Consider the following 19,337-nt stretch of genomic DNA (forward strand, 5'->3'; position numbering starts at 1 on the left):
GCGGGTACCGGGTTGTTGAACCGGTCGGCGGATCCTTCGATCCGCGCACCGAAGGAGTCATCGTGCATCACAACCGTCTGAAGACCGCAGCGCTGCTCGGCCTCTTGACCTCGCTGATCCTCGCGGTCGGCTACTGGTTCGGCGGCAGTGGCGGCCTGGTCGTCGCCGTCGTCGTGTCGTTGCTGATGAACGGCGTCACCTACTTCTACTCCGACAAGCTCGCCCTGCGCTCGATGCGGGCGCAACCGGTCAGCGAGGCCCAGTTCCCCGAGCTGTACCGGATGGTCCGTGAGCTCGCCACGGAGGCCGGCCAGCCGATGCCGCGCCTGTACATCAGCCCGACCGCGCAGCCCAACGCGTTCGCCACCGGGCGCAACCCGCAGCACGCGGCGGTCTGCGTCACCCAGGGCATCGTCGAGATCCTCGACTACCGCGAGCTGCGCGGCGTGATCGGGCACGAGCTGTCCCACGTCTACAACCGGGACATCCTGATCTCCAGCGTGGCGGCCGGCCTGGCCGGCATCATCACCATGCTGGCGAACCTCGCCTTTTTCATCCCGCTGGGCGGGGGCGACGACGAGGACGCCCCGAACCCGGCGGTGCTGCTGCTCACCCTGATCCTCGGCCCGATCGCGGCCACGGTGATCCAGCTGGCGATCAGCCGCAGCCGCGAATACCAGGCCGACCAGTCCGGCGCCGAGCTGAGTCGCGACCCGCTGGCCCTGGCCAGCGCCCTACGAAAGATCCACATGGGTACGCAGACCCGTCCGCTGCCGGCGCAGGGGCAGCTCACCAGCACCGCGCACCTCATGATCGACAACCCGTTCAAGCGGGGCGGCGGCATCGCCGCGATGTTCGCCACCCACCCGCCGATGGAGCAGCGGGTGGCCCGGCTGGAGCGGATGGCCGCCAACAGCGGTCCGGTGCGGTTCCAGCGCTGAGCCACGAGCACGAGCCCGGTCACCGCGGTCGCGGTGACCGGGCTCACGGCTGCTTCTGGCAGATCCGCTGCTGGGTGAAGGGCGGTCCGGGGGACGGCCGCCAGGCCGGGTTGATGGTGACCGCCAGCCCGGGGGCCTGCCAGGCCGCGCCGACCAGTTGATAGAGGGGATACTCCTGGCGCGGCGCGTTGATGTCCGCGCCGGCGAGGTAGTCGACCAGCCGGTCGTTGACGACATCCCGGCTGAGCAGGCCGCCGTGCAACGAGGGCACCTCGAACACCGGGATGTTCGCGTACGGGCCGGGCGGCAGTTCGGCGGCGCTGACCGTCGGCAGGAACGCGATGACCCGGACGTTGGGAATTGTGCACATGGTCTCGAACCGGTAGAACGGCCCCTGTTCCAGCAGGGACCGGATGAACGGCTCGTCCGGGCTGCTCTGGCCACCGGTGAAGAGGTTCACCGTGGCGAAGATGCCACGGAGCTGCCAGCCGGCCGCCAACCCCCAGCCGCGGTCCGCGTCCGGCGGCGGGTAGTAGGTCCGGGCGGCGCGGACCAGCGGGCTGAACATCAGCAGGGCCCGGACCGGGGTGTCCGGACGGTTACGCAGGTAGGTCCGCGCCACCATCGCCCCCTCGCTCTCGCCGAGCAGCGCCACCGGCCGGCCGGTCCGGGCGTGCAGCCGGTCCACCTGCCGGGCCAGCAGGTCGGCGCTCGACTCCAGCGACCGGTGGGTGGCGAGCGTGTCGTACGGCAGCGGGCGCCCGGCGCCGTCCAGACCGGCGTAGGAGAACTGCTGCACCGCCGGGTCGACGGCCGGCACGCCGTCGTACGCCGAGTTGTGCCCGCCCAGCACGACCACCGCGTACGGGACCGACGGCGGCAGCCGCTCGGTGAGCACCGGCGGCCGGAAGTTGTTCCGCTGCCGGCCGCCGCCCGCCGTCACCCCCTGCATCACCAGCGGGGTGACCAGCGCGACCACGATGGCGATCGGCGCCACCGGCACCCGTCGCCAGCGGACGTGGGTCGGGTGGACCGCCGCGTGGACCGTCCGGTTCCACAGCAGGCCGTTGACCGCCCCGCAGGCCGCCGCGAACAGCACCGTCCACCACCCGGGCACCCACCAGACGAGCGCCCCGGTGACGGTGATCACCACGAAGTCGAGCAGCGACCAGCCGACCAGCGCCGCCGACGGCAGGCCACGCCACCAGCCCGGGCCCACCCCCGCCCGCTGCAGGAACGGCGCGAGCAGCAGCATCGGCCCCACCGAGGCGAAGACGAACCAGGACAGCGACACCACCCCGGCGGCCACCGCCAGCGCCGCGAACGGGCTGACGATCGCGGCGGTCATCGCCGCGACGCCGAGGTTGCGCAGCAGGACGCGCCGGAAACCGGGACGGGGTACGTCGCCGGGCCAGGCGAGGCTCACCAGCGCGCCGGAGAGCAGCCCGCGCACCCCGATCGCGAGGACCAGTCCGCCAAGATAGGTCGCCCAGGAGTTGTGGTAGACCAGCAGCCACCGCATGTCGTTGTACGAGTCGTACGGCCAGACGGCCGAGCCCTGCGGCGAGAGGCCCTCCGCCCCCCGGTAGTCCATCCCCACGAAGAGCAGGTTCTGCACGGCCGGGACGGCGGCGGCGAGCACGAGCAGCCCGAGGAAGCTGCCCCTCCGGTGACGCACCATCTCCTCCTCGGCCACCCGCGACCCCTGCCAACGACTCTTCCCTGGCTGCCCCCGGCGCCGGGACGGAACGCCGGAAATAACGGGGTCGCCGGCGGCCGTGCTGGTGACCCGCGCCCCAGACCGTTCCACCCGAGGCGTCCCCGGCGTTAGGGTCGAAACCTCTCTCGGTCATTACATTGGAGGTCGACGGTGGCCGGACTGCGCCAGTACGCGGGCGTCTGGCGGATCCCCGGAGCTCCGCTGCTGCTGATCTTCGGCATCGTCGGGCGGCTCGGGATCGGCATGACACCGCTGGCGTTGCTGCTGGTCGTGCAGCAGGTCACCGGCCGGTACTCGCTGGCCGCCGTCGCCGGAGGCATCTACGCCCTGTCCGGCGCCGCGCTCAGCCCGGTCGCCGGCCGGATCGCCGACCGGACCGGCCCCACCCCGGTGCTGCTGACCACCGCCGTCGCGCACCCGCTGGCCCTGGTCGGGCTGCTCTGGGCGAGTCGCGCCGAGGCGGGCAGCCTGGCGCTGATCTACCTGGCCGCCGGGGTCGCCGGCGCCACGTACCCGCCGCTGACCGCCGCGATCCGCGGCGCCTGGAACGACCTCACCGGCCCCGCCACCGGCCGCTACCAGCTCCGCAACACCGCGCTCGCCGCCGAGACCTCGCTCTTCGAGATCGTCTTCGTGCTCGGCCCGCTGCTGGTGGCCGGCTTCGTGCTGGTCGCCGACGCCGCGGCCGCGCTGGTCGGCTCGGCCGTGGTCACCCTGGTGGGCACCGTCGCGGTGGCTCTCGGTCGGGTGATGCGCGGCTGGCGACCGCACCCCCGGGAGCAGCACACCCGCGGGCTGGGGCCGCTCGGCCTGGGCGGCTTCCCCGCACTCCTGATCTGCGTGGCCGGCCTGGGCATCGCGTTCGGCGCCGCCGGGGTCATCGTGCCCGCCTTCGCCGCCGGGCAACCGACGGACGACCCGGAGAGCCTGGCCGGACTGTTGCTCGCCGTCTGGGGAGTGGGCAGCGCGATCGGCGGCTTCTGGTTCGGCGTACGCCGGCCGGCGCCGAACATGACCCGGCAGTTCGCCTGGCTGCTCGCCGCCGTCGCCACCAGTCTGGCGTTGTTCGCGCTGATGCCCGGCCCGGTGGCGCTGGGCGTGGCGCTGACGGTCGGCGGGGCCACCATCGCCCCCGCGCTCACCCTGGAGAACACCCTGGTCGGCCGGATCACCCCGGCCAGCATGCTGAACGAGGCGTACACCTGGGTGGTCACCACCTCGATCGGGGCGAGCGCGGCCGGCGGCGCGGTGGCCGGCCTGATCGTCGACCACGCGGGTGGCGTGCCCTGGGCGTTCGTCTTCGCCGGCGGCGCGGTGGCGGTCGGCGCGGTGGTGGCCGCGCTGCCCGCCGGCCCGATCGCCCGGGCCGAGGCGGCGGCGCTCCGCCGGGAGCAGCCGGTCGCCGTCTGAGCCGGGCGGGTCGGCCGCCTTCGGACGGACGCTCGACCCGGACGGCCGGTGCGGAGGCGGTCTCAAGCCGCTGCCGGCGGGTACTCCACCGGCATGTTCGTCTTCTTCTCGAACCGGGTCGGCTGCCTGGGCTCGCTCCTGGTCAGCGCGATCCTGACGGTGATCCTGCTGTTGATCTTCTCGCGCTGAGGCCCGCTCGACAGGAGCACGTGCCGCCGGCGCAGCCGGTGGCGTGGCGGCGCCGGCCGGCCCACCACCAGGACAGGCCGGCGAGCCCGGCCAGGGCGACGGCGACGCCCGGCAGGAACCGATTGACGGCAGCCCAGCCGGCGCCACCCAGGATCCCGGCGGCGAGCAGCGCCGGCAGCAGGCAACAGGCGGCGCAGGCCACGCCGGCGAGCCCGGTCATACCGGAGGGAAGCAGGCGGCGCAGCCGGTCAACAGGTGTCGGCACCGTCGTTCCTCTCGGCGAGTTCGGCGAACGGCAGCGGACAGCAGGAACTGCCGGCGCAGGCGACCAGGTCGTCACAGCCGGCGGAGATGGCGGCGCGGAGGGTGTCGCGGATGACGGTGAGGTCGGCCAACCGCTGTTCCACCTCGACAAGCTTCGCTCTGGCACGTGCCTGGAGGCCGATGTCCGGGCGACCGCCGTGCCGGTGCCGGCCGGCGGCCAGCAGGTCGGCGACCTCGTTGAGGGTGAAGCCGAGACGCTGCGCGGTCTTGATGATCCGGAGCAGCGTGACCGTGTCGGGCGGATAGAGCCGGTGCCCGCCCGGCGACCGCCGCGGAGCGGCCAACAGCCCCCGGCGCTCGTAGTACCGCAACGTCTGCGGATTGACCCCGGCCGCGTCGGCGAGCTGACCGCTGCGCAGCCCCGACCCGCTCATGACGATCCCGCCGCCGCGCGGCCCTGATCCGCTCCTAGCGGGCCTGCCGCCGGGTAGCCCCGACCCGCTCATCGCGAGGCCGCGGCGGACGCGGCACGGGCGGCGAGGCCGTCGAGCACGTCGACGTGGGCCGCCGGCACCCGGACGTCCAACGCCAGCAGGTCGGGGCCGGACCGGGAAACGTCGAACGCGAAGAACGAGCAGCAGGACGACTCCCGGGCGGTCAGCTCCCGCGCCGCCTCCTCGACCTGCCCGTCACCGGCGAGCCAGAGCCGCAGATGCCGCCCCGACCGCCGGTCGACGCCCCGGACCGAATCGCGGAAGAACTGGTCGAACTCGGCAAGCCGCAGCGGCCGTTCGGCCGTCGGCAGGGCGCAGGAATCCGGCACCCAGGCATCATCGGTGGTGGCGTTACCGTCGCTCATGACCCGACGGTAAGCCCGTACCCAGGTACCGGATGCAAGCCCAAATCCGGAAAGCTTCCGGCCGTCGCCCGGCCACCGGCGCGGTCGGACCGGGCGACGACGTGCGGAAGCCTGTGCCCTACCGGTAGTTGGTGAACTGCAGGGCGACCCCGAAGTCCTCGCCCTTGAGCAGCGAGATGACGGCCTGGAGGTCGTCCTTCTTCTTGCCGGTGACCCGCAGCTGGTCGCCCTGGATCTGGGCCTGGACGCCCTTCGGGCCCTCGTCGCGGATCTTCTTGCTGATCGCCTTGGCCTTGTCCTGGTCGATGCCCTGGATCACCTTGGCGTCGATCTTGAAGACCTTGCCCGAGGAGCGCGGGTCGCCGGCGTCCAGCGACTTCAGGGAGATGTTCCGCTTGACCAGCTTCTCCTTGAAGACGTCCAGCGCGGCCCGCACCCGCTCCTCGGTCTCCGCCTGGAGGCTGATCGCCTCCTCGCCCGACCAGGAGATCTCCGCGCCGGTGCCCCGGAAGTCGAACCGCTGCGCGAGCTCCTTCTCCGCCTGGCGGAGGGCGTTGTCGACCTCCTGCCGGTCGACCTTGCTCACGATGTCGAACGACGGGTTCGCTGCCATGCTCATGCTCCTGCTGTCCGGCGGTCTGTACCGTTCTGTCGCCCACTGACCAGCGTTGCGACCCCCTGACGGTACCCGGTTGCGTCCGGCCCGGGGGCGACCGCTATCCTTGCTTCCGCCGCCGCGTTGCGACGCGGTGGTACGCCCTGGCGGGTTGCCCGAGCGGCCAATGGGAGCGGACTGTAAATCCGTCGCGAAAGCTACAGAGGTTCGAATCCTCTACCCGCCACCAGGTGCGACAACGGCCCCTGACCAGCAGAGATGCTGATTAGGGGCCGTTGTCGTCTGTCCGGCCTGGTCCGGCTGAGTCCAGCCGTTGACGACTGGTTGTGGGCAGATGGTGGGCAGGACGATCTTGCCCGCTGAGGGCTTTTCTGGAGCTGTGAATGCTGGGTTGGTGGCCTGGGTCCGGTCCGGCGGAGTTCGTGCGTGTATCGATCGGCTGAGGGGTCCGCGGTGGAGTGTCGGCGGCTGCGGGAGAGGAATCGGGGGCAAGCCAGTCCCGGGGTTGGACTGGCGCGGCAGTCGGGAGCCCTGACTGTCGACGAGGCCGACCGGTTCGGCTTCCGTACCGCCTGGCCGTGATCGTGCCGCCTGGCCGGATCAACAGACTCGGGGCGGCGGTCCGGCGGCTGTCGGTGGCTCTCCGCCCCGGCGCCGGAGGCGGCCGGGGCGGCTTGCCGCCGGCCGGGTTACCGCCCCGCGCCGCGCGGAGCGCGGCGCCTTGATCCAGAACAGAACAACTCGGCAGCATGACGGGTGAGGTGGGTGACGCAGAAGCGGACGTCAGACGAGCCACAGGATCGGTGGTTCCACGGAACAGGCACCATCCCGTAGGTTCTACCGGTCAGCGAGCATGCCCCGCTGGCCGACTTTGTGATCGTCGAGACAGGTGGAACCGTTGTCGCTCCCTCATCTGGGCTCTGCCGGGCAACTGGCGCTTGCCGAGGCCATCCAGGAACTCGACCCTGAGGGTGAGTTCGTCTCGTTGGATGTCAACGCCAGACAGGTGACATATTCACCCCGAATCAAGCAGCATGAACTGATCCGGGACTTCGTCGGCGAGGAGGAGGTAGTACGAGCGTATTTGGTGGCTTGGCTTTGTACTGCCGGTCTCTATCCGCCGGAGGCTCTGGAATTGGAGCGTGCGTACTCATACGGCCGGGGTGGGCAAGCTCAACTGGACGTCCGGGTGTCCCACCCAGAAGGCTCTGACAAAGCTTTTGCTTTGATCGAGACTAAGCCGCCGGCGGACTGGGGGGGTGCGGCGGATCCGCGCATTCGGGGCCAGTTGTTCGCTTTGACGGCGGAGGACCCGGACGCAAGCGTGCTCTCCCTCGTTACTGCCCAGGTTGGGAACGACGGAAGGCCTTTCCTGAACACCGTCACCATCGACTATCGGCCTGGGCTTACGTTCCAAAGATGGGAGCGCAGTGGACGCCCTCATATCGAGGATTTTCCCGTCAACTATCAGGAACCAACCCCTATCCCATACGCCCCAGGCACGGGTCGTGACCTCCGCAACGATCTAACCCGCTCACAGCTAGAACGGCTTCGCCGGGAGCTGCACAACAAGCTGTGGGGTGGTTCGCGAGACGATAACCAGATCTATGCATGGCTGGTTCGGCTCTTCTTAACCAAGATTCATGACGAGAAAGTCACGAACGAGGGGGAGCCATATCGCTTCCAGGTTCGTCATGTTGGCGTGGATAAGGAGTCGCCAAGGGAAACCCTCCGCCGCGTGAATGAATGCTACCAGGAGGCGTATCAACGATACGTTGACCAAGACGCAAGCCGCGTTGAACCTCTCGATGAATCGCTGTTCTCTGCGGAGGAAATGCAATGGGTGGTCGAAACGCTGCAGGGCTTCTCGCTCACAGCGGCTGGTCAAACCACTGGCGATTTGCTGGGCGCCTTCTTTGAGGCAATTACCCGAGACGGTTTCAAGCAGAGCAAGGGCCTCTTCTTCACGCACTACAATTTAGCCGTTTTTATGCTTGAGGTCATCGGAATTGGGGAGCTGGCCGAGGAAAAGCTGACGAGCCGCGTCCATACAAATGAACGCCTGCCTTATATTATCGACCCTTCCTGTGGTAGTGGCAGCTTCCTGCTTGCGGCTATGCGGCTTATAAGCCAACACATAGCGACCCGGCGGCACCACTTGTCGCGGAACAGGGATGTGCGTGAACAGCTCGCATCGAAGTTCCCCCCGGGCGCCCCCAACGAGTGGGCACGTGAGTTCATCTACGGAATCGAAAAGCGCGAAGACCTTGCGATCTCAACGAAAGTGAACATGGTCCTGCATCGCGATGGTCACACTCACATCTATCACGATGATGGACTGGCTCCACTTGATGAACTTGCGAGCAAGCATCGCGAACAGAAGTTTCGCCCTGCGCCAGGTGGTGGCGACGCATACGAAAAGGCCATAGCCGGAACGTTTGACGTTGTTGTCACGAACCCGCCGTTCAGCATCACATTGGACGGCTCAGTCAGACAGCGCCTTCTGGAAAACTTCGAGCTTGCCGCCGATCGCAACTCCGAAAATCTCTTCCTCGAGCGCTGGTATCAGTTGCTCAAGCACCGGGGGAGACTCGCCGCCGTGCTTCCCGAGAGCTTCTTTTCTACTACGGAGAACCTTCAAGCAAGGCTCTTTCTTTTCCAGCACTTTGATGTCCGGGCAATTGTGAGCCTTCCGGTTCACGCCTTTCAGCCGTGGACCCCGACCCGCACTAGCCTACTATTTGCCCAGAAAAAGTCCCCAGAAGACGAGGCTCGCTGGGTTGCTTCGTTTAGAACACACTACGCGCAGAAATCAGCTGACCGTAACTCGATTATCGCTGCTACACGAACGATCCTAAATCCCGGCCGCAGAACAACCCCAGAGCAACTAGCTAATCACGCCCGAGCGGCTGCCGCTGCGCTCGACCGGCTCGGCCTGGAGGTTCCGTGCGACTCCTCGGACGAGACGTCATGGGCAGAAGCTGCGCAGGCTAGTGCAAGGGCCATGAATGTGGATTCCTTGGCGTTCGCTGCAACCGTCGCTGACCTAGGCGGTGATAGCTATTTGGGGGTGATCGTCAACGAGGTAGGCTTCCGTAGAACCAAGCGGGCGGAAAACTCCGCGCGTAACGATCTATTCCATGCAGTGCAGGACGACGGAGAAGGCGGTGTCGAGTCCATCCGCAACCTCAATGATGCGAAGGACGGTTGGCGTATCGTCGTAGCAGATGGCGGAGCCGACGCGCTGGCCGCCCTGCGCAGGGAGGCGCTATGGGCCTGACCATTACACGGGTGACTCCAGACTCAGTGGTTGCTTCGGGTGCAGCTCGCCTTGACCCTCGCCACCACTACCTGCGTCAGCTTGCCGCTCCGGTAATCGGCTCTCTCGCATCTGCGCACCGCTTCGGAGATCTGGCAAGCTTTACGAATGGGGTAAACCTACCGCGGTCCGCATACTCAGACGATTCGGGCGATCCACTGGCTCTGTACGCATCGGTCGCTCCTATCGCTCCCTTTGCTTTCAGATCGGAAGCTTGTGTCCCGCTAAAGAGTTCGGTCAATGACCCAGCGATTATTGCTGGGACTTCGTACAAAGCGCGTGACTTGGCCGTTGCCGATAACGAAGTCATGATCACAAGGTCGAGGGCGTCGGCCCCTGGTCTTGCTTGGCCGGGTGACCTGGCGCCAGCTGGCCTTCCGGTGATTCCGGCTGGCTTCATTATCCGGGCGGCTCTTGGCCCGGGCGTTCCGCCCGCCTTTGTGGCCGCAGTCTTGAACCATCCGGCGTGGCGACTGCTCACTGCGGCGCTTGCCGCCGGTAAATCGCAGGACAATCTGAGCCAAGAACTTATCTCCCCCGTTCCTATTCCTAAGCTTGCTGCGAATGAGATGGAGATTGCTGCTGATCGCTATCGTCAAACGCTCGCTAAAATCGCGGCTCTTTATGAAGGCGAGAGTGCCTTCGCTTCAGTCTGTGATGGCGTTCTTCACAAGTCCCTAGGACTAGCCGCCCCCCTTGTCCCTGACTCCCGCGTGCAGCTTGTGCGGGTGGCAATGGAAGACGTTGCAACGACTAGGGGTCTGAGATGTGACAATCGGTGGCATAGCCCCGCCAATCGCGCAATACGCTCAATGCTTGATAAAGTTTGTGTTACTCGTCTATCCTCCGCTATGCGAGGGCTGCCACTCAAAGGCCGGCAACCTACTTGGGTTGCTGAGGAGGAAGTTGACGAAGACACTCTCTATGCTGTGGCCACGGCAACCATACAGGCTGGGACTATTGCATGGGACCGGGCTAAGCCGACCACCGGTCGATCGGTCGAAAGGTTTCCGGTGAAGTTCGGGGATCTTCTGGTGGCAATGGATGGCGATGGGTCCCTCGGGAAAGCTGCAGTTTACGAAGGCGCCGCCGACGGCACCGTTGATTCTCATGTGGCACGCTGCCGTATCGCTGGCGGAGTACCGGTGGCAGACGCAGTGAGTTGTTGGCTCAACAGTACTTGGGGCCGGGTGCAGACCACCAGCTTGATGACTGGCTCCACTGGTCAGACTCAGCTAAGTCCAACGGACTTGCTTGACGTTGTGCTTCCGACTCAACTAATCGAGCGGGCCGAAGCTGTATCTGCCGCCTATCGGGCAGCCTTAACGGGGTTCGAGCCGGTGACGCGTAGAGCGCGCCGGCTCATCTGTGAGGACTCCTCGGCTCTCACCGAGCAGCTTTTGAGGCATGGGGCGATCAAGAAGGACGCAAAAGTTGACGGCTTCCTGAACGCTGAGGAGCTTCTTCTTAAGTTGGAACTTTTGTACCCCAGCGTGCGCGTGTGACCCTGGCGGCCCTAGCAAAGTGGCCGGCGCGGTCCTTGGTAAAAGGATCTGGCTTACCGATCCCGGCCGCCAGGCGGCCCAGCGCTGGGCATTGCAGACTATATGCCGGTGCCCTGCGGGGGTTTGGGCGAACCAACCTTCAAGCGGTCGGGCCGGGCAATCGATATACGCGGACGACCTCTTCGACGGCTCCATCCGTTCGACTGATGCGCTCTTGCTCGATCAAAGGCGTGCCAATCTCGACAGCAAAGAGAGCGGCTAGCCCCGGATCGGCGGCGATTCGACGTTGCCGCGTTTCCGGCCCCATGCCCTTATCTGGGACGCTCTCGTGCCGGTAGAGGCTCGCGTAAGTGCCGCGACCATGTTCGGTGGCGACTAACCCTGCTTCACGTAGTGCGGCTATGGCCTGACGGATCGTGCCACGGGCTGCCCTGAACTCGGCGGTGAGGGCGCTCTCGGTTGGCAGAAGCGCACCCGGTGGGATGGTGCCGCTCTCAATGCGCTCCCTCAACTCGTCGGCGATTGTGCGGTAGCGGGGCTGTCCGTAGTGCGGGGTGGGCACCTGCTCACCGTACCTGGCACTTGTCTTACCAAGTGCCAACCAAGTGACCCGTTTCGACGTCTAGACAACTCGTCCACTTGTAGATACGTTTCCTGGTGTGCGGCCGGGGTGACGGTTCGTATCAGGGGTGGTGCCGCGCCGGTCCTGGCCGCACGTGAGGCGCGGCGTCCTGTCGGACCGGTTGCGGTAGCCGCGCGGACAAGTTGGCTCGGCGATACCCGACCCGTCTGCGTCGGACGGTGCGCCGTGCCTTCATCCGGGCCGGTGGCCGGCTGCATTCCCCCGTGGCTGGCCACCGGTCCCCGTCTACCTGTGGAGGCGTAGTGCCTGGCTCTCACCGCCGGCGCCACTGGTTGTCGTCCTGGTGGTCCCGAAAGCGCCAACTGACCGGGAACACCAGTAGCAGGATCCAACTCACTGCGCGTCAGGTGCCTGCGGCGGCTGCGCCCTGGTGGTCGGTCGGTCCGACGAAGGAAGTGCCCGTGATGCGGTACGCGCCGCTGATGACGTTGGCGCAGGCGTATCGGGGCAACGGTGGGCGGTGGTCGCAGTGACACCTGCTAGCAAGCCGGCTGACGAGATGAGTCACCCCGACTGGTGCGCCCCGGACCGGTGCGGCCATCTGGTCCCGCCGCTGATGACGCACATGGCCCGCCGCCACCGCGGCCGGATCTACCGCTTCGGTGAGGCTCGCACGAGCGGCGTCGTCGTCACGTACCTGATCGGCGCCGACGCCCGGACGCCGCTCATCGCGGTCCACGCGACCTGCCGTGCCGGCAAAGCCTGGGCGGAACTGTCCTTGGCGCAGGCCGCCGAACTGGCCGAGCGCCTTCGCAGTCTGCTGGACCAGGCCACCGCAGCGACTGGAGGCGGCGATGACTGAACGCGAGGTCCAGGCCGACAAGCTCCAAAGGGTGCAGTCAACTCCCGCCGGCTGCCCGAACTGGTGCCGAGGTTGTGGGCCGAACGATCCGATGCACCGTGGGTTCCTGTCCACCATTGGCCGGGAGCGGACCGGTTGGGTAAGCCTTCAATTGCTCCTCGACCGTTTCGCGCGGCGCGAGCTGGCGGTGAAGCTCGACGCGACCCGCGACGGCGCTACTCAGCCGATCGTGCTCGACCGGATCCAGCTGGACCGGCTCATCTACGAACTGACCTACGCCCGGCTGGTGATGATGACCAGAGGGCAGTCCCTGGAGGAGCGCGATGGGCGCCACTGACCGACGGCTCACGACGCGGGCAGCCGCCGTAGGCAAGCAGCAGCATCGGCGGGTACCGGCTCCCGTCGCCGCGCTACCCGAGCGGCCCGCTGGCGGGACCACCTGGCAGACGTTGGAACGACTAGGGGGTACGGTGACCGGTGTGCATGGCCGGGACTGGCGCCCTCGATACCTGCAACTCGCGGAAGAGTTGCGGGCAAAGATCACGCGCGGAGAGCTAGCCCCCGGCACGCTGATGCCGAGCGAGACGGAGTTGGCCGACACGTCGGGCCTGTCCCGCACCAGCGTGCGCAACGCCATTCGTCAGCTCCGGGAGTGGGGCCTGGTCCGGGCCGAGCAGGGGCGCGGCACCTACGTCCGCGCCCCCCGGCAACGGGTGCGCCGGCGCAACGCCGAGCGGTACCAGTGGGAGAAGGATCGTGCCTTGCTCGACGAGGCCGAGCGGATCAAGACCGGTGCCATTGAGCACGACACCGGCCTGACCGTTGATGACCTGAAGTTCCACGCTGAGTACACCCGCGTTGAGGCGGACGAGGACATGGCCGCGGCCCTACGGGTCGAGCCGGGTACTCCGCTGCTGCGCCGCGTCTACTGGACGTCCTCCCAGCACGAGAACGCGCCGCTGACCATGTCGTACTCATTCTTGCCTTACGACCTGGTGGCCGCGAACCCGGATCTGCTCGACGCGGGCAAAGAGCCCTGGCCGGGCGGCACGCAGCACCAGCTCCATACGCTCGGCATCGAGGTGGACCGGATCGACGACGTGATCCGAGCCCGCCCACCGTCCCCCGACGAGGCCGAGCTACTGGACATCGACCCGGGCGTCTCCGTGCTCACCGTGCGCAAGACCTCGATTGACACCACGGGCCGCGTCGTCGAGGTCGCTGACGTGGTGATGCCGGGCGACCGGACCGAGCTTGTCTACTCCCACAAACTCCAACGGTGGAAAACTTGACGCAGATCGTCTCGGTCGTCACGCCCGTCCACGCGCCCAGCATCGAGCACCTTGCTGGCGCCTACGAGTCATTGGTCAAGCAGGACATGCCCCCGGGCTGGGACTGGCAGTGGCTCGTCCAGGAGGACGGGCAGACCGGCGCCCTGCTCGACGTGCTCCCCGACGATCCGCGGATCAGCCTCGGCGCCGGTCGACCCGGCGGTCCCGGTGTTGCCCGGACCCTCGCGCTTTCCCGGGTTGCCGGTCAACTCATCAAGGTTCTGGACGCCGACGACCAACTGACCGCCGGCGCCCTCGCCCGGGACATCGCCGCGTTCGACGATCACCCGCAGATCGGCTGGACTACCTCGCGCGTTCTCGATCTGCTGCCCGACGGGTCGACCGCCGGGTGGGACAAGGATCCGGCCGGCGGGGTCATCGCCCGCGGCGATGTCCTGTCCTTCTGGAAGGCCAACGGTTACCGCGCCTCGGTGCACCCGGCGACACTCTGTCTCCGCCGGGATCTCGTCTTCGCTCTGGGCGGCTGGATGGCCCTGCCCGCCTCCGAAGACACCGGCTTGCTGCTCGCCGCCAACGCGATCAGCGAGGGCTACTTCACCCGCGAATACGGCCTGCTCTACCGCAAGTGGCCCGGCCAGGTCACCAGCCAGGCCGCCCACCGGGAGCCGGCAGAGTACGAGGGACGGATGAGGATCATCGAGGCCAGAGCCGAAGCCCTGGCCTCGATGTTGCCCAACGGCCTACCGCTCACTCCTGCGGCGTAGCTTCGTGCCCTGGCATGCCGAGGGTGCGGCGCCGCTGCTTCATCTCGGCCTCGTAGATGTGCCGCCGGCCGCCGGCTAGCTTCTCGCGGGCTTCGCGCTCGACCTCCTGGAAGGCCGCGTAGTAGCCGTCGTCGAACTCCTCCATGATCTGGAACGTCCAACGCCCGGGAAGCACGTTCCGACCCAGTAGGTCGCGTTCCACACGCTCGGCCATCTCGCTGTGCCCCGCCTCCCGGAGCAGCTCGACGACGCGGTCCAGCGTCAGGTCCGCCCCGCCGACGAGTTGGTGTGCCGCATAGAGGTGTCCGCGTACCCGGTGAATCGTCTCCAGCGCCTTGCTTAGCTCTCCGAGTGCCTTGACCGTGGCGTCGTTGACGCCCTCAGGGCGGGAATGTTGGTCGTCTACCGATCTCTTTTTAGGTGTCATCACCGTTAGTTATCCATCGTCAAGCGCTTCATTCGTCAGTCGCGGCTCAGGGCTCGGGCATCCTCCGTCGGTCCGGACAGGCAGGTGCCAGGATTGCGGGCATCCCTTAGGGTGATGCGCGTGATCCGGGAGAAGCAGTCGAGCGGTGTCCGCCTGCCCGGCAGCCCACCCGCGGACGCGGACACCCTTGACGTAGCCATGTATTATCTGGAGTTTTACCTTGCCGATTTCTCCCGAGCGCGCGGCGTGGCCAAGCGCCGGGCCCGTGTGGTGGTAGTCGCGACTGCGGCGGCCAACGGGCTGATCGCGCTACTAGGAGCGACCACAACTTTCACCGGGCTGGCTTGGCTAGGGCTATGCAGCGTAGGTGTAACCGCAATTATTGCGGTGCTTGCCGCATGGGATGGTCTTTTTCGTCACCGTGAATTGTGGATTCAACGGTCGGTAATTGTGAGCCGGCTGCACACGGTTCAGAGGGAAGTTTATCTGCGTCGGGCGTCGGGCGAGGGCCGCAGCGAGGTTGCGAATCACTGCATGTTGATGCTGAATCAGATCTTAGATGATGATCTAACGGCCTGGACCGAAATTCGGAATGCGGCGTCCGCCGAGCGGCGGGAGAGCAGCGAGGGAATCGCTCGGTGACTTCTATAGGGTGCGGAACTCGTTGGTGCGGCGTTGGTGAGTAGCCAGGCTGCCATTGGCGAGCCGCAACTGAGGCTCGCTGGTCGAGGCTTCTTCTTCGCCAATGCAGTTCTCATGAGCGATGTTCACCGCGAAACACAGGCGGCCTTCAAGCGAGGCCACCGAATTCCAGGCGATACCCTTCACATCGGCACCATCGAAGACATGCAGCATGTACTCGCTAAACACCTGTGTGGGGATGTAGTCAAGGTGACCGCGCTGATGATCGACTGGCTGCCGTAGCTCGCCGATCAATTCGTGCAGAAACTCGATCTCGTGTCGTGCGCCGCCGAGTTCTGGATCGAATGGGCTCGGCACCGAAGGAATCGCGCTCAGATCCACTATGTCGATCGCTTTCGTCGTGGCGAAGCGTCCTGAGGTGAAGTACTCGCGGGGATCTGTGCGCGCTACCTCCGCGAGTGCGGTCTCGACGTCTTCGGCTGCATAGAACAGCGGGATGCCGGCCGGGCTCATACGTGAGGCGTTCACTGACAACTCTGGTCGGTTGGTCCCGAGGTCGCGCGCGGCCCAACTCTTCGACTCATCTGTGGCGTCATGACCGCGTACTCGGTACATGGACGTGCCAGGGGGCAAAGTCCTGATCGCGCCCAGTTCCCTGAGCGATCGGCCGATAGCGTCAAGTGCGGCCGCCACTGACATCTGGTCGACGCCGCCGCTGCCTGCCTTCCGCTGTACGGCCCAGAACACGAAGCGTGTGCGATGCATGATTTGTTGGCGGAACCTACTCCATGTGAGGGCGTACTCTTCCGTGGGTTCGCGCGATTTCCAGGACTTCAGGATGTAGACGCCCTCTGGTACCCGTCGCCCGACGTCATCGGAGACATTCCAGCCGTACGGGTCGGAGCCAAGTCCGTCGAGGTGGTAGGGAAGCTCGTCGCCTCGGAATAGAGTGACGAGCTCCTCGTCGAGCGGCATTCCCACATCATCGGCTCGATCGAACGTGTGGTGGACGCCTACCATGAACGCGCGGATGAGGACGTCGATCGGGGCGGCCGGATGAAAACCACAGTATGAGCACGCGTAGTTCGGCGAGGTCGCTCGTGCGACCGCATCCTGCAGGTGGGGATCGGTGCCGGCGCAGCCTTCACAGATCAGCTTTACGCGGCTCAGCCCGTCAAGATCCTCGTCGTCGTACGGCCATTCGTCATTCACGATGTGATTATCCGATTCCATCAAGTCACCTGCCTCGCCGCCAGCCACCAGCGTAGCGGCGCTGATCAATCTGTTGAACGCTAGACGTCTGCCGGCCCCAAGCAGCGAGATGCGGCCCCTGCACAAAGATCAACCAGGGTGCAGGGGCTCAAGCCGCACTGGGGCGTCCGACTGCCCCCTTGGTCGGCAGATGTGGGACTGCGCAAAACCTCTCGGCCAGCCCGCATCTAGGAAGTTGTTGACTTGTCTGCCAAGTGCCGTCTACCTTGGACCGCAACTTGGCAGACAAGTTAACAACCTGGAGGTTGAGCGATGGCTCTGCGAGGCGGCACGCGGTTCGCCGTGCGGTTCGAGGACGTGTTCCCGGCGGGGTGCGCGTTGGTGCCCGAGTCGATGGGTGAGGTCGAGGACTACGACGAGAAGACCGGCCGGCGCACCCCGGCAAAGGACAAGGTGACCGGCCAGCGGGTGTGGCAGGTGCGGGTGATGGACCTGGATCCCGAGCTGGGGAAGCGGTCACGGGAGACGACGGTGAAGATCTCCGCCGACTACCAGCCGGTGCCGCCGACGGGTGCGCCGTTCGAGGCGGTGGAGTTCGACGGGATGACGGTCACGCCGTACGTGAGCAACAACAACCGAATGGCGTACTCGCTACGTGCGACCGGGCTGCGGGCGCCGGCGGGCGTGGCCAAGAAGGCGGCGGCGTAGCCGCATCAGGTGGGGGCGGGGCTGTCAGGTCTTGGCGGACGGCAGCCCCGCCCTCTGTCTCTTCCCCTGCTCTGGCGAGAGAGGTAGTGACATGTCCAAGGGTATGCCCGCCGTCGGGCGGGTGCTGGTGGCGGTCGTTCGGGGTGCGCGATGATCCGCCGGCCGCGTGGTGAGGTCGTGATGACCACGGCCGGGGACCTGATGGTGATCCGGCCGCGCCGGCTGGAGTTGCCGGTCTGGCTGATCGTGCTCGGCCTGGTGCTGCGGTGGCTGTGGCGCGGTCTGTGGTGGTGCGTGCGTCACCCGGTCTCCGTCGGCCTGGCGGTGGCCGCGGTGGTGCTCTACCGGGAGTTCGGCCGCTCCGGGCTGATCGTTCCGCTGGTCCTGGCCGGCCTGGTGTCGGCTGTGTGGCGGTGGAAGCACGAGGCGTCCTGGTGGGCCTGGTGCGCCGGCCCGGTGCTGGGTCGGTGCCGTCAGGTGTTCGTCTATCGGCGGGCGTGGCGGGAGGCCATGACGCTGTGCGGGTTGACCCGCACGTATGACCATCGGGTCGTCCTGCCGCGGTTGCTGCGGGTGCGCTCGGATCAGGCGCTCGACGTGCTGACCATCCGCATGGTGCGGGGCCAGACGCCGGAGGAGTTCCAGCGGGTCACGGCGAACCTGGCGTACGCGTTCGGCCGCCGCCACGCCCGGGTCTACTCGGAGCGTCCCGGGGAGCCGCCGGTTCGTACCGGCTATTGGGCGATGGTGCTCGGCTGGGTGGACCGGCTGCGGTACCGGGACCGGCCGTCGCTGGTCTATTTGGTGGTGGTCCGCACGGATGCGCTGCGGACGGTGGTGAAGCCGTTCGACGTGCCGTCGGTGCCGGACTTCACCGCGCTGCCGCTGGCCCGTCGCGAGGATCTGCGGCACTGGCGTCTGCACCTGCTTGCCACCCATGTGCTGATTGGCGGCGCTACCCGCTCCGGGAAGGGCTCCGTGCTGTGGTCGCTGGTGCGGGCGCTTGCTGGTGGGATCACCTCGGGGCTGGTGCGGCTGTGGGTGATTGACCCCAAGGGCGGGATGGAGTTCGCCATGGGTCGGCCGTTGTTCGCCCGGTTCGCCTGCAAGTCGTTCGAGGCGATGGCGGACCTGCTGGACGAGGCCGTGGCGGTGATGCGGGAGCGGCAGACCCGGCTGGCCGGCGCGGTGCGGGTGCACACCCCGACCGAGGCTGACCCCCTGGTCGTGGTCGTCATCGACGAGATGGCGGCGCTGACCGCGTACCTCCAGGACGTCGACCTGCGCAAGCGCATCGCGTCCTCGCTGGGGCTGCTGCTGTCTCAGGGTGCCGGCGTCGGCGTGCTGGTGGTGGCTGCGTTGCAGGACCCCCGCAAGGAGGTGCTGCCGTTCCGGGACCTGTTCCCGACCCGGATCGCGCTTGGCCTGACCGAGGCCGCTCAGGTCGACCTGGTGTTGGGTGACGGCGCCCGCAACCGAGGTGCGCTGGCCGACCAGATGCCCCGGTGGGCCAAGGGCGTCGGCTACGTGATCCTCGACGGCACCCCGGAGCCGGCCCGGGTGCGGTTCTCGTACATCTCCGACGACCACATCCGGGAGCTGGCCGCCGGCTACGCCGCACCGGCCGACGCGGCGGACATCCTCGCCCAGGTCGGCCGGGAAACCGCCGACGAGCCCAACCGGAAACCGCTGCCCCGCCCTCGCGGGCCGCTGCTGCCGGACTCGCTGCTGACCTTCCTCGACCGCGACGCCGACGGGGGTGAGCCGCGGTGACCGCCCCGGCCTTCTACCGGCTGCGCGCCCCGAACGCGGATGGCGCGAGCAGCACCGCCGTGTCCGTCCGCGTCGACCCGGAGCGGCCCGACCCGTACCCGGTCTATCTCGCCGTCGGCGGCGGCCGGCGCCGCATGCACCTGACCCCCGACGAGGCGTGGGCGCTGTGGCGCTGCCTCTCCGAAGCGGTCGCCTCCCTGGGCGAGCCGCCCGAGCACATCCGTACCCGCGTCGCCCCGGCCCGGAGGTAA

Annotated in this window: 19 protein-coding genes and 1 tRNA gene; 13 read left to right on the forward strand and 7 right to left on the reverse strand. The window is 67.2% G+C overall.

Annotation, left to right across the window (positions count from 1 at the left end; translation table 11 throughout):
- Positions 1-62: 62 nt before the first annotated feature.
- Complete coding sequence (htpX, locus tag K7640_RS19285; protein ID WP_222956273.1) at positions 63-941, forward strand: zinc metalloprotease HtpX; 879 nt, start codon at positions 63-65, stop codon at positions 939-941.
- 43 nt (positions 942-984) lie between these two features.
- Here htpX and K7640_RS19290 read toward each other — a convergent pair whose 3' ends face one another.
- Entirely contained in the window at positions 985-2,622 is a 1,638-nt protein-coding gene (locus K7640_RS19290) for a hypothetical protein (RefSeq protein WP_222956413.1), read from the reverse strand.
- A gap of 189 nt (positions 2,623-2,811) precedes the next feature.
- Between K7640_RS19290 and K7640_RS19295 the strand changes: the two genes are divergently transcribed.
- Positions 2,812-4,071 carry an MFS transporter gene (locus K7640_RS19295; protein ID WP_222956274.1) on the forward strand — a complete coding sequence of 420 codons (1,260 nt, stop codon included), beginning with the start codon at positions 2,812-2,814 and terminating at the stop codon, positions 4,069-4,071.
- Between the two features lie 437 nt (positions 4,072-4,508).
- Here the strand turns inward: K7640_RS19295 and K7640_RS19300 are convergent, their stop codons facing one another.
- The 3 genes from K7640_RS19300 to K7640_RS19310 all read right to left on the reverse strand — a co-directional run bounded on the left by K7640_RS19300 (position 4,509) and on the right by K7640_RS19310 (position 5,996).
- A complete protein-coding gene (locus tag K7640_RS19300; RefSeq protein ID WP_222956275.1) occupies positions 4,509-4,958 on the reverse strand; it encodes a MerR family transcriptional regulator in 450 nt (149 codons plus the stop codon).
- Between the two features lie 68 nt (positions 4,959-5,026).
- Positions 5,027-5,383 (reverse strand): hypothetical protein, encoded by a 357-nt coding sequence (locus tag K7640_RS19305; RefSeq protein WP_222956276.1) that lies wholly within the window; start codon positions 5,381-5,383, stop codon positions 5,027-5,029.
- Positions 5,384-5,501: 118 nt separating this feature from the next.
- The gene (locus K7640_RS19310; protein WP_222956277.1) at positions 5,502-5,996 is read right to left on the reverse strand and encodes a YajQ family cyclic di-GMP-binding protein; all 495 of its coding nucleotides are present in this window, start codon (positions 5,994-5,996) and stop codon (positions 5,502-5,504) included.
- A 148-nt stretch (positions 5,997-6,144) separates the two neighbouring features.
- On the opposite strand from K7640_RS19310, the gene K7640_RS19315 reads away from it, so the two are divergent.
- The 3 genes from K7640_RS19315 to K7640_RS19325 all read left to right on the forward strand — a co-directional run bounded on the left by K7640_RS19315 (position 6,145) and on the right by K7640_RS19325 (position 10,823).
- Positions 6,145-6,228, forward strand: a tRNA-Tyr gene (locus K7640_RS19315).
- Positions 6,229-6,888: 660 nt separating this feature from the next.
- Positions 6,889-9,279, forward strand: coding sequence for a class I SAM-dependent DNA methyltransferase (locus K7640_RS19320; protein ID WP_222956278.1), 2,391 nt, complete (start codon positions 6,889-6,891; stop codon positions 9,277-9,279).
- Positions 9,280-9,758: 479 nt separating this feature from the next.
- Positions 9,759-10,823 carry a hypothetical protein gene (locus K7640_RS19325; protein WP_222956279.1) on the forward strand — a complete coding sequence of 355 codons (1,065 nt, stop codon included), beginning with the start codon at positions 9,759-9,761 and terminating at the stop codon, positions 10,821-10,823.
- Between the two features lie 139 nt (positions 10,824-10,962).
- Here K7640_RS19325 and K7640_RS19330 read toward each other — a convergent pair whose 3' ends face one another.
- The gene (locus K7640_RS19330) at positions 10,963-11,385 is read right to left on the reverse strand and encodes a GntR family transcriptional regulator (RefSeq protein WP_222956280.1); all 423 of its coding nucleotides are present in this window, start codon (positions 11,383-11,385) and stop codon (positions 10,963-10,965) included.
- A 580-nt stretch (positions 11,386-11,965) separates the two neighbouring features.
- On the opposite strand from K7640_RS19330, the gene K7640_RS19335 reads away from it, so the two are divergent.
- From K7640_RS19335 to K7640_RS19350, 4 genes are all read left to right on the forward strand, one after another.
- The gene (locus K7640_RS19335; RefSeq protein ID WP_255609489.1) at positions 11,966-12,268 is read left to right on the forward strand and encodes a hypothetical protein; all 303 of its coding nucleotides are present in this window, start codon (positions 11,966-11,968) and stop codon (positions 12,266-12,268) included.
- Positions 12,261-12,605 (forward strand): hypothetical protein, encoded by a 345-nt coding sequence (locus K7640_RS19340; RefSeq protein ID WP_255609490.1) that lies wholly within the window; start codon positions 12,261-12,263, stop codon positions 12,603-12,605. The genes K7640_RS19335 and K7640_RS19340 overlap by 8 nt, the downstream gene beginning before the upstream one ends.
- A gap of 133 nt (positions 12,606-12,738) precedes the next feature.
- Positions 12,739-13,560 (forward strand): GntR family transcriptional regulator, encoded by an 822-nt coding sequence (locus K7640_RS19345; RefSeq protein ID WP_222956281.1) that lies wholly within the window; start codon positions 12,739-12,741, stop codon positions 13,558-13,560.
- Positions 13,548-14,324, forward strand: coding sequence for a glycosyltransferase (locus tag K7640_RS19350; RefSeq protein ID WP_308042610.1), 777 nt, complete (start codon positions 13,548-13,550; stop codon positions 14,322-14,324). The genes K7640_RS19345 and K7640_RS19350 overlap by 13 nt, the downstream gene beginning before the upstream one ends.
- On the opposite strand, the gene K7640_RS19355 is transcribed toward K7640_RS19350, so the two are convergent.
- A complete protein-coding gene (locus K7640_RS19355; protein WP_222956283.1) occupies positions 14,308-14,751 on the reverse strand; it encodes a hypothetical protein in 444 nt (147 codons plus the stop codon). The genes K7640_RS19350 and K7640_RS19355 overlap by 17 nt on opposite strands.
- Before the next feature lie 120 nt (positions 14,752-14,871).
- Here K7640_RS19355 and K7640_RS19360 point away from each other — a divergent pair, with 120 nt between their 5' ends.
- Positions 14,872-15,393, forward strand: coding sequence for an SLATT domain-containing protein (locus K7640_RS19360; RefSeq protein ID WP_222956284.1), 522 nt, complete (start codon positions 14,872-14,874; stop codon positions 15,391-15,393).
- Between the two features lie 3 nt (positions 15,394-15,396).
- On the opposite strand, the gene K7640_RS19365 is transcribed toward K7640_RS19360, so the two are convergent.
- On the reverse strand, positions 15,397-16,674 hold the full coding sequence (locus K7640_RS19365) for an RES domain-containing protein (RefSeq protein ID WP_222956285.1): 1,278 nt from the start codon (positions 16,672-16,674) through the stop codon (positions 15,397-15,399).
- A gap of 243 nt (positions 16,675-16,917) precedes the next feature.
- Here K7640_RS19365 and K7640_RS19370 point away from each other — a divergent pair, with 243 nt between their 5' ends.
- The 3 genes from K7640_RS19370 to K7640_RS19380 all read left to right on the forward strand — a co-directional run bounded on the left by K7640_RS19370 (position 16,918) and on the right by K7640_RS19380 (position 19,337).
- Entirely contained in the window at positions 16,918-17,313 is a 396-nt protein-coding gene (locus tag K7640_RS19370; protein ID WP_222956286.1) for a transcriptional regulator, read from the forward strand.
- Between the two features lie 180 nt (positions 17,314-17,493).
- Entirely contained in the window at positions 17,494-19,086 is a 1,593-nt protein-coding gene (locus K7640_RS19375) for an FtsK/SpoIIIE domain-containing protein (RefSeq protein ID WP_222956287.1), read from the forward strand.
- Positions 19,083-19,337 (forward strand): hypothetical protein, encoded by a 255-nt coding sequence (locus K7640_RS19380; RefSeq protein ID WP_222956288.1) that lies wholly within the window; start codon positions 19,083-19,085, stop codon positions 19,335-19,337. The genes K7640_RS19375 and K7640_RS19380 overlap by 4 nt, the downstream gene beginning before the upstream one ends.

Source organism: Micromonospora sp. PLK6-60, from assembly GCF_019890675.1.
Lineage (GTDB): Bacteria > Actinomycetota > Actinomycetes > Mycobacteriales > Micromonosporaceae > Micromonospora.